Origin of the sequence: Leptothoe sp. LEGE 181152 (assembly GCF_032906605.1) — a bacterium.
Taxonomy (GTDB): Bacteria; Cyanobacteriota; Cyanobacteriia; order Phormidesmidales; family Phormidesmidaceae; genus Leptothoe; species Leptothoe turfae.
Genome location: NZ_JASATU010000028.1, coordinates 107,703 through 115,600 on the forward strand (window position 1 = coordinate 107,703; position 7,898 = coordinate 115,600).

The following is a 7,898-nucleotide window of genomic DNA, read 5'->3' on the forward strand; positions in this document are numbered from 1 at the left end:
AAAACCTGAAGGTTCAGTAGTTTCAAATAGTCTGCTTAGGGTTCCCCTTGGTAAGGGGAACCGTCAGGGAGGGGTTCTGCATCACCTTAGGGCTGATCCCATTGCAAATACCCACCAATACGAACAATAAAATCATCGTAGTCATAATCGGCATTTTCCGCCCCAACCAGGAGTGAACCCGAATCCTCCCAGCGCAGCAACAGCCCCCCATCGATCACATCTCCTATGGGGCCATCAAATCGAGCATACTGACGATTGCCAGCATTTTGACGGGTGGTTGAATATAAAATGCCGGCAGGTTGCCCATTAAATGAAGACTCTAAGTAAAAGCTATACTCAGTATTTGCTGTTAATCGAAACTCTTCTAAAGGTTGAGGCACGGTCACACCAGGAGTTCCCTGGAAATCATCTCGGTTGTTCACACCGGCATCATCTTGGTAATCCGAGGGTTTATTTACAGGTTGTGGCACATCGGACCCTTTAACTTCACTGTAGATGGGAAACTTTTCACCCGTTTGTAAATTGATAATGCCAAACGTAGATTGATAACTACCGTTGGATTCTAAAAACTCAAATTCAACAATAGTGTCTACGTCTAGCCGGATGCCTTGATTGCCAAAGCTTTCCTGAGCTTGCGTAGCGGTCGACGACACCCCCAATGTAGCCACTGTTGTTAGCAAACCCACAGCTACATGACGTCCATATTGAGCCAGAAAATCAAAAAAATTGCCCATCTTTGGAGTATCCTTCTGAGAAGTTTATATGCATCTTATTTGGGTAATCGTTGTAGCCTCACTACCACTCACCACAATCGTTGATCCACTGTGTTGGATTGTGGGCGAGCTTGTTTGTATTGGTTTAAAGACTGTTGAGCGGATTGAACTAAGCGACTAAACTCCTCACAGGCTAGGGAAACTGGCTGGATACTAGAGCCTGGATCACGGGCAAACCGCCGAGTGCCGCTGTTCACTTGAGCAGAACAGCTTTGAACGGCCTGCCTTAATTTGTCAGACAAACTAGCATCTTTATCAATGCCCAGCTCTTCACCATAGGTGTCAAAAAAATCTTCAAATAATTCAGCCAGGCTAACAAACTCTCCATTGGCATTTCTAAAAATTTGTTCTCCACCAACAGCTGTAGTATCCGACTGGTTAGTGCCGGTGGTATCCGATAAATTAGGACCCGTCATATCCGACAAATTGGGGCCAGTCACATCTGATTGATTCTGGGCTAATCCAACTGAGGGACTACAGATAATTGCGCTTGCTGCCACACCAGCTGACAAAAGCTGCCAAAGGGAACTCGTTGATGTTGACTGTTTTAGAAATAGCATGTTGATTTCGTGCCTCTATAGTTCTCTTTATTTAAAGTTGAAATGACAAGCCAGCACCCATGACAAATCGGCCACCATCCCCCGCTCCGGCAATGTCTCGAACAGCCGGTAGAAGGACAATTGGAATATCTTTAAAGGGTGTAATGGACAGTCCCACAGCTAAATCTTGTCCGGTCCATTCCACAATGGCACTGACGGGTTCTGCCACGCGCACAGCTGCGCTACCAAAGACACCAACACTATCGCGATCGTCAAAAACGTCGTCTTCTGTGCGAAAACGACCGTTGCCGACACCAGCCGTTAAGGCGATGCGACTAAACGGCTGGGTAATGCTTTCACGGGTACGAATCAGGTGGGAAACAGAGCCATAAATTGAGTCTTCAAAGTCAACGAATCCAGTGGTGGCAAAACCTTCCCAGCCTAGCGCCACTGACCAATCATCGGCTAATCGCTTATGGAGCTTGGCATTAAAACCACCCGTGCCAAAATCTCGACTGCCACCAAAACTAGCCACGGTATAGGATAGCTGCACACCGATGTTTTCACGGGCATCACCCAAACCAACGCCGACGACTAATCCCCCGTCGTCTTGGTTAGCAAAACGAGTTCTTTCTTGATAGCCAACGCCAATAAACCCTGTAAAGTTATCCGCACCAAAACCGGAGGGGTTAGAAATTGTAATCGCTGGAGAACTACGATACGGAGTAGGGATATCTGCACTGGATGGAGCCCCTTCAAGTAATTGCTCAATGACTTTCTGCTCCTGGGACCTTGGCGTCACAATGGGAGGTTCAAGCGGCAATTGGGCAATTTCAAGGGAGCTATCTAAGTCAGACTCTACATTTTCAGCCGAAACAACCGTATCTTCGACTCCACTACGATCAACGGCGTCAGTATTGAATACATCAATCGTGGGTACCTCTACAGGCGTTTGTTCCGCAGGAACCGTTGCAACAGCGATTTCTATAGCACCCTCACTATGTGCTAACGCTGATGCTGTATCTTCTGAAATGTCCTCTAATATGTCTTCTGACAACAGAGAGTTGTCAGAAGGTAAATCACGGGTGGTTGTATCCACCAGGTGCTGTAATCTAGCGGCTCTGCTATCTTCTATTGTTGCATGTGCTGAAATATCTTCATTGCCTGTGATGGCAACTGATTGAGAGGCAAATGCTGGCTGTACTTCATGATCAGGCTGAATGCTTTGGGCATGGAGGGTTGCACCAGAAACATCCTCAGAATCTGATTGCTGAGTAACGGTTAAATCCGGTACATCGTCACCGGACCTATTATCGGCATCAACATTGATTTCTGCGGCCTTACCATAACCTAAATTCGCTGAAGAATAGGTTGTAAGTAGCGTTAAACAGCTGAGCAGGGCTTTACTTTGGGGCTTGGACACAATTTTAGTTCTCGAGCAAATATATGTGTAATGTTCAAAGCATGGCAGTAGACACCCAATCGTTGAATCAGACGTATTTTCTTTGAAATTTTCAGACAAAGGCCTGGAAGGTCGGGATAGTTCTCAATAATCCTTTGTGAATAAAACCGGATGCTTTACTAAAAAACACCAGCGGAAGAGAGAAATGTTCTTTCCTACGCCCATAAAGCGATGGCTAGAACGATGGTGCCTATTGTTAGAGATGAAGCTAATTATTTAAGTCGGCCAGGGTCATTTTCTATGCCAGGTATAGCTCAGCTGACTAATGTGCTCTAGAGCCATGTATCTCTACAGAAGTTCACATTGTTCGATGGTTTTATGATTTTTGTCGAAAAGTTCAAGATTATAGCAACCAAAATCATGATTGTGGTAGCGCCAAGACTGAAATCAAAAACTGGCTACATTCCCTTAACTAAATCAAAACGTTAATGGCTATGATTCAACCAACGTTGTGCTGTCCCTGATTAGGTTGAACAGGGTATCGATAAGCTAAACGGGTGCAGATCTTCAGCATTTGGCTTTTCAGTACTCAGGTTTGCATAATTAAGCAACTCAATATTGATTAGCCTGGCCGAGACGGGTGCAGATCTTCAGCATTTGGCTTTTCACATAAAGAATCTAAATGATTTATAAGGCTTTCGCGCTGGGCACATTTGCGACTTTAGCATCCGTTGCTCCTGGCAATATTGCACTTGCCAATGATTTTGACGATGACGCTCTCTTAATCTTTGGTGAGACCACCATTGGCGACATTACTGCCAAAACTACCCAAGGGATAAACCCTGGTGATAGCGCTGGTAAATTAGGCGCATTCTCAGATTTTTATGACGACAATACAACAACGATCGATTTCAATTCAGCTGCCACACAAGTAGGAGACAATAGCTACAGCTTTGGTAGCGACTTGATTACCTACACATTTGAAAGCAGCCTTAGCACCACGTCAGGTGACCGTACAGGAATTTACAATAGTGGCACTTACAATGACCGCTGGGCTCCCACCGGTGCCAATGGCGAAAAAAACGTATCGGATTATCTAGCGGTTTTCCAAGGTAACTCAGTGACGATCGACCTTGCCAAAGAACTCAATTACTTTGGCATGAATTGGGGATCTTTAAGTGATGGCAACCAGCTATCATTCTTCAATAATGGCACAAAAATTAGCACCTTCACTGCCAGTGACATTGAGCCTATCCTGCCCATAAAAGCTGGCCACCAATTGAATCAGGGCAATGGCTATGTCCACTTCTATACCGATACAACAGGAAGCACCTTTAACCAAATTGTTATTTCTCAAACCCAACTAAGTGGCTTTGAAACGGATAATCATTCCTTCCGAATGAGCAACAATGTTACTGACATCGACAATCCTCAAACGCCTGAAACTGTTCCTGAATCTAGTACTGTAGTAGGTTTAGCAGTGGTTGGGGCGTTTATAGTACGGTGTAGATTTTCCCGTGCTTAATTAGCCTGACCAGCCGAAAAATAAAATCATTATCAACAAAAGATAAACCGTTTCGAAGAGCTGTTAGGAGATTATTTATCTTCTAACCAACAGGTTCATCTCATTCATTGGCACTCAATGGCTGCGATAGGCAACAGCGTTGCCATTAAGTGTTTTGCCTCTTATTCACAGGAGTAACCCCATGCCAGTGTTTAACCATGGTGAGATTCTTTCAAGTTTGTTCACCTGGCTAAAGTTAGGTGTGTCTTTAGCCTGTTTGGTCTTGTTAATCACAAAGCTAATCGATGTTTGGGAAGATACTCAAACATCATCAGAGTTTCAGAATCGGACAGAAGATGCCGCTCGATATTAATCGGACAGAAGATGCCGTCCGATATTAAAAAATAATGGGGCATCCACTTAAACCGGGAAAGCGCAGCTGGGTGGTGAATCGGAAGTCAGAAGTCCGTGAGACCCTATATTTTGCCCCCCGACTCCTGACTTCTACCCTCGGGAAAACGTCCCGCTGTGATCAGTCGTTTTTAGACTTTTTTCAGCCAGCTAAACATAGCTCGCAGATCTTTGCCCACTTCTTCGATGGGGTGCTCAGCTTCGCGGCGACGAATAGCATTAAACCCAGGGTTACCTGCCTGACTCTCAAGGACAAACTCACGGGCAAACTGACCGGTTTGGATCTCTTTGAGGATCTGCTTCATTTCCTTCTTAGTTTCTTCGGTGATGATGCGGGGTCCGCGAGTGTAGTCACCATATTCAGCCGTGTTGGAAATGCTGTAGCGCATGTTGGCCAAACCACCTTCAACCACCAGGTCAACGATGAGTTTTACTTCGTGGAGACACTCAAAGTAAGCCAACTCTGGTTGGTAACCGGCTTCGATCAAGGTTTCAAAACCAGCTTTAATCAATTCGCTAAGGCCACCACATAGAACAACCTGCTCACCAAAGAGGTCAGTTTCAGTTTCTTCACGGAATGTGGTCTCTAGAATGCCAGCGCGAGTACCGCCGATGCCCTTGGCATAGGCCATGGCCATGTCGCGACCTTTACCAGAAGCATCTTGAAAAACAGCGAACAGGGCAGGTACACCTTGGCCTTGCTCATAGGTGCGGCGTACGAGGTGGCCAGGTCCCTTGGGCGCAATCATGACGACGTCCACATCTTCGGGGGGAACGATCTGAGCGAAGTTGATGTTAAACCCGTGGGCAAAGGCCAGCACGTTACCTGCTGAAAGATTAGGCGCAATGCTCTCTTTGTAGACAGTCTTTTGAACTTCGTCGGGGAGCAGAATCATGATCATGTCGGCAGCGGCAGCGGCATCCGCTACGGACTTAACCGTCAGACCTGCGGATTCTGCTTTGGCCTTAGAGCGACTGCCTTCGTAAAGACCCACAACGACGTTGACGCCGCTGTCTTTAAGGTTCAGGGCATGGGCATGACCCTGGGAGCCGTAACCAATAATGGCAACGGTTTTTCCGTTGAGTAAATCTAAATTTGCGTCGCTGTCGTAGTACATCTGGGCCATTGTGAAAGCTCTCCTTGATTTGCGGCGGGTAACCAAACTTAAGATCCCAATTCAGCGCCGGCATTCTGAATCAGTAGTGCAGCCTTTCATCCTACCAAACCATATGCCGATGTAAGCATCTAGAGATCTGCACAAAAATGTAGGGTGGGCACGGCCCACCAGTTAATGGGCAATAGGAAAGAAGGTGAGGCGGTGCCTCGTGCCTGCCCTACGATATCGTTGGCAGACACCCGGATTTCGTATAACGCCCCCTTATGGCCATTGGTTGGATATGTCTCGAATAGCTTTAGCCACAGCAGCAATAGCATCTTTGCCACCTATTGCTAAGGTCATATTTGCGATGTGAAGCAGGTAAAATGATAAAAATTGACTCCGAGCCTGGGATGCAAAGGTTTGCAGAGTACTTTGCCAGAGTTCAAGGGTAAAGTTTGATGGCTCCATTTCTTTGATCAATGCACTAAGGGCGCTTGAACGATAGTATTCGTTACTGATCTCAGTGATGGCAGCACGCAAATGATCATGTCCAATATTCGACGTTTGCTTGGCTAGTTCGCCGAGGGCATAAGCACGGAAGGGCTCTGATTGTATCGAACGCGTCATCTCCAGTGCCTTAGACAGTAACTTCGGTGGCAATTGTTTAACCAGTTTTCTGAGCGTATCGGCACGGTGAAACTCTGATCGTATCGAACGGGTCACTTCCAATGCTTCGGGCAGTAGCTCTGGCAGGTGCTTGGCCAGTTCTCTGAGCGCATTGGCACGGTTGAGGTCATTTTGTATCGAACGGGTCACTTCCAGCGCTTCAGGCAGTAGTTCCGGCAGGTGCTTGGCTAGTTCGCTAAGCGCATAGGTACGCCAAGACTCATCTTGTATCGAACGCGTCACCTCCAGTGCTTCGGACAGTAGCTCCGGTGGCAATTGTTTCACCAGTGCGCTGAGCGCTGAAGCACGGTCAGGCTCTGATTGTATCGAACGCGTCACTTGCAGCGCTTCGGGCAGTAGCTCCGGCAGGTGCTTAACCAATTCTCTGAGCACATTGACACGGGAGGACTCTGATTGTATTGAACGGGTCACCTCCAGCGCTTCGAGCAGCAACTCCGGTGGCAGGTGCTTGGCCAGTTCTCTGAGCGCATAGGTACGCCAAGACTCATCTTGTATCGAACAGGTCACCTCCAATGCTTCGGGCAGTAGCTCCGGTGGCAATTGTTTGGCCAATGATCTGAGTGCGGAAGCACGGTTGAACTCATTTTGTATCGAGCGGGTCACCTCTAGCGCTTCGGGCAGTAGCTCCGGTAGGTGCTCGGTCAGTTCGCTGAGCGCAGAAGCGCGGTTGAACTCTGATTGTATTGAACGGGTCACCTCCAGTACTTCGGGCAGTAGCTCCGGCATGTACTTAGCTAGTTTTCTAAGCGCAAAAGCACGGGAGGACTCTGATTGTATCGAGCGGGTCACCTCTAATGCTTCGGGCAATAGCTCCGGCAGGTGCTCGACCAGTTCGCTAAGCGCAGAAGCACGGGAGGACTCTGATTGTATTGAACGGGTCACCTCTAGTGCTTCGGGTAGTAGCTCCGGTGGCAGGTACTTAGCCAGTTCACTAAGCGCATAGGTACGCCAAGACTCATCTTGTATCGAACGAGCCACCTCTAATGCTTCGGGTAGTAACTCCAGTGGCAGATGCTTGGCCAGTTCGTTGAGCGCATCGGCACGGTTGAATTCATCTTGTATCGAGCGGGTCACCTCTAGCGCTTCGGCCAGTAGCTCCGGTAGGTGCTCGGCCAATTCGTTGAGCGCAGAAGCACGGTTGAACTCATCTTGTATCGAACGGGTCACCTCCAGCACTTCGGGCAGTAGCTCCGGTGGCAGTTGTTTCACCAGTTCTCTGAGCGCAGAAGCACGGGAGGACTCTGATTGTATCGAACGGGTCACCTCCAATGCTTCGGGCAGTAGTTCCGGTGGCAGTTGTTTCACCATTGCGCTGAGCACATTGGCACGGGAAGACTCATCTTGTATCGAACGGGTCACCTCTAGCGCTTCGGGTAGTAGCTCCGGTAGTTGCTTGGCCAGTTCTCTGAGCGCAGAAGCACGGGAGGACTCTGATTGTATCGAACGGGTCACCTCTAGCGCTTCTGGAACTATCTCCTGTAG

6 protein-coding genes and 1 pseudogene are annotated in these 7,898 nt (G+C 47.9%); 2 read left to right on the forward strand and 5 right to left on the reverse strand.

Going from position 1 to position 7,898, the window contains the following annotated elements:
* Nucleotides 1-86 precede the first annotated feature (86 nt).
* The 3 genes from QGP82_RS16275 to QGP82_RS16285 form a co-directional block, all read right to left on the reverse strand.
* The gene (locus QGP82_RS16275) at nt 87-734 is read right to left on the reverse strand and encodes a hypothetical protein (protein WP_499060271.1); all 648 of its coding nucleotides are present in this window, start codon (nt 732-734) and stop codon (nt 87-89) included.
* Nucleotides 735-802: 68 nt separating this feature from the next.
* Nucleotides 803-1,333: a hypothetical protein gene (locus QGP82_RS16280; RefSeq protein ID WP_163668752.1), complete on the reverse strand. Its 531-nt coding sequence runs from the start codon at nt 1,331-1,333 to the stop codon at nt 803-805.
* A 31-nt stretch (nt 1,334-1,364) separates the two neighbouring features.
* On the reverse strand, nt 1,365-2,735 hold the full coding sequence (locus QGP82_RS16285) for a hypothetical protein (RefSeq protein ID WP_499060273.1): 1,371 nt from the start codon (nt 2,733-2,735) through the stop codon (nt 1,365-1,367).
* A 661-nt stretch (nt 2,736-3,396) separates the two neighbouring features.
* Between QGP82_RS16285 and QGP82_RS16290 the strand changes: the two genes are divergently transcribed.
* Together QGP82_RS16290 and QGP82_RS16295 are read left to right on the forward strand one after the other, a co-directional pair.
* Complete coding sequence (locus QGP82_RS16290; protein WP_499060275.1) at nt 3,397-4,239, forward strand: Npun_F0296 family exosortase-dependent surface protein; 843 nt, start codon at nt 3,397-3,399, stop codon at nt 4,237-4,239.
* A 181-nt stretch (nt 4,240-4,420) separates the two neighbouring features.
* Nucleotides 4,421-4,591, forward strand: coding sequence for a hypothetical protein (locus tag QGP82_RS16295; RefSeq protein ID WP_163668758.1), 171 nt, complete (start codon nt 4,421-4,423; stop codon nt 4,589-4,591).
* A gap of 169 nt (nt 4,592-4,760) precedes the next feature.
* Here QGP82_RS16295 and ilvC read toward each other — a convergent pair whose 3' ends face one another.
* Nucleotides 4,761-5,756 carry a ketol-acid reductoisomerase gene (gene ilvC / locus QGP82_RS16300; protein ID WP_006514726.1) on the reverse strand — a complete coding sequence of 332 codons (996 nt, stop codon included), beginning with the start codon at nt 5,754-5,756 and terminating at the stop codon, nt 4,761-4,763.
* Between the two features lie 252 nt (nt 5,757-6,008).
* Nucleotides 6,009-7,898 (reverse strand): annotated as a pseudogene (locus tag QGP82_RS16305) (hypothetical protein); the annotation flags it as partial.

Excerpts from the sequence above, each read along its gene's own strand:
- QGP82_RS16275 (WP_499060271.1), bottom strand. The coding sequence starts at position 734 with ATGGGCAATTTTTTTGATTTTCTGGCTCAATATGGACGTCATGTAGCT.
- QGP82_RS16280 (WP_163668752.1), bottom strand. The coding sequence starts at position 1,333 with ATGCTATTTCTAAAACAGTCAACATCAACGAGTTCCCTTTGGCAGCTT.
- QGP82_RS16290 (WP_499060275.1), top strand. The coding sequence starts at position 3,397 with ATGATTTATAAGGCTTTCGCGCTGGGCACATTTGCGACTTTAGCATCC.
- QGP82_RS16295 (WP_163668758.1), top strand. The coding sequence starts at position 4,421 with ATGCCAGTGTTTAACCATGGTGAGATTCTTTCAAGTTTGTTCACCTGG.
- ilvC (WP_006514726.1), bottom strand. The coding sequence starts at position 5,756 with ATGGCCCAGATGTACTACGACAGCGACGCAAATTTAGATTTACTCAAC.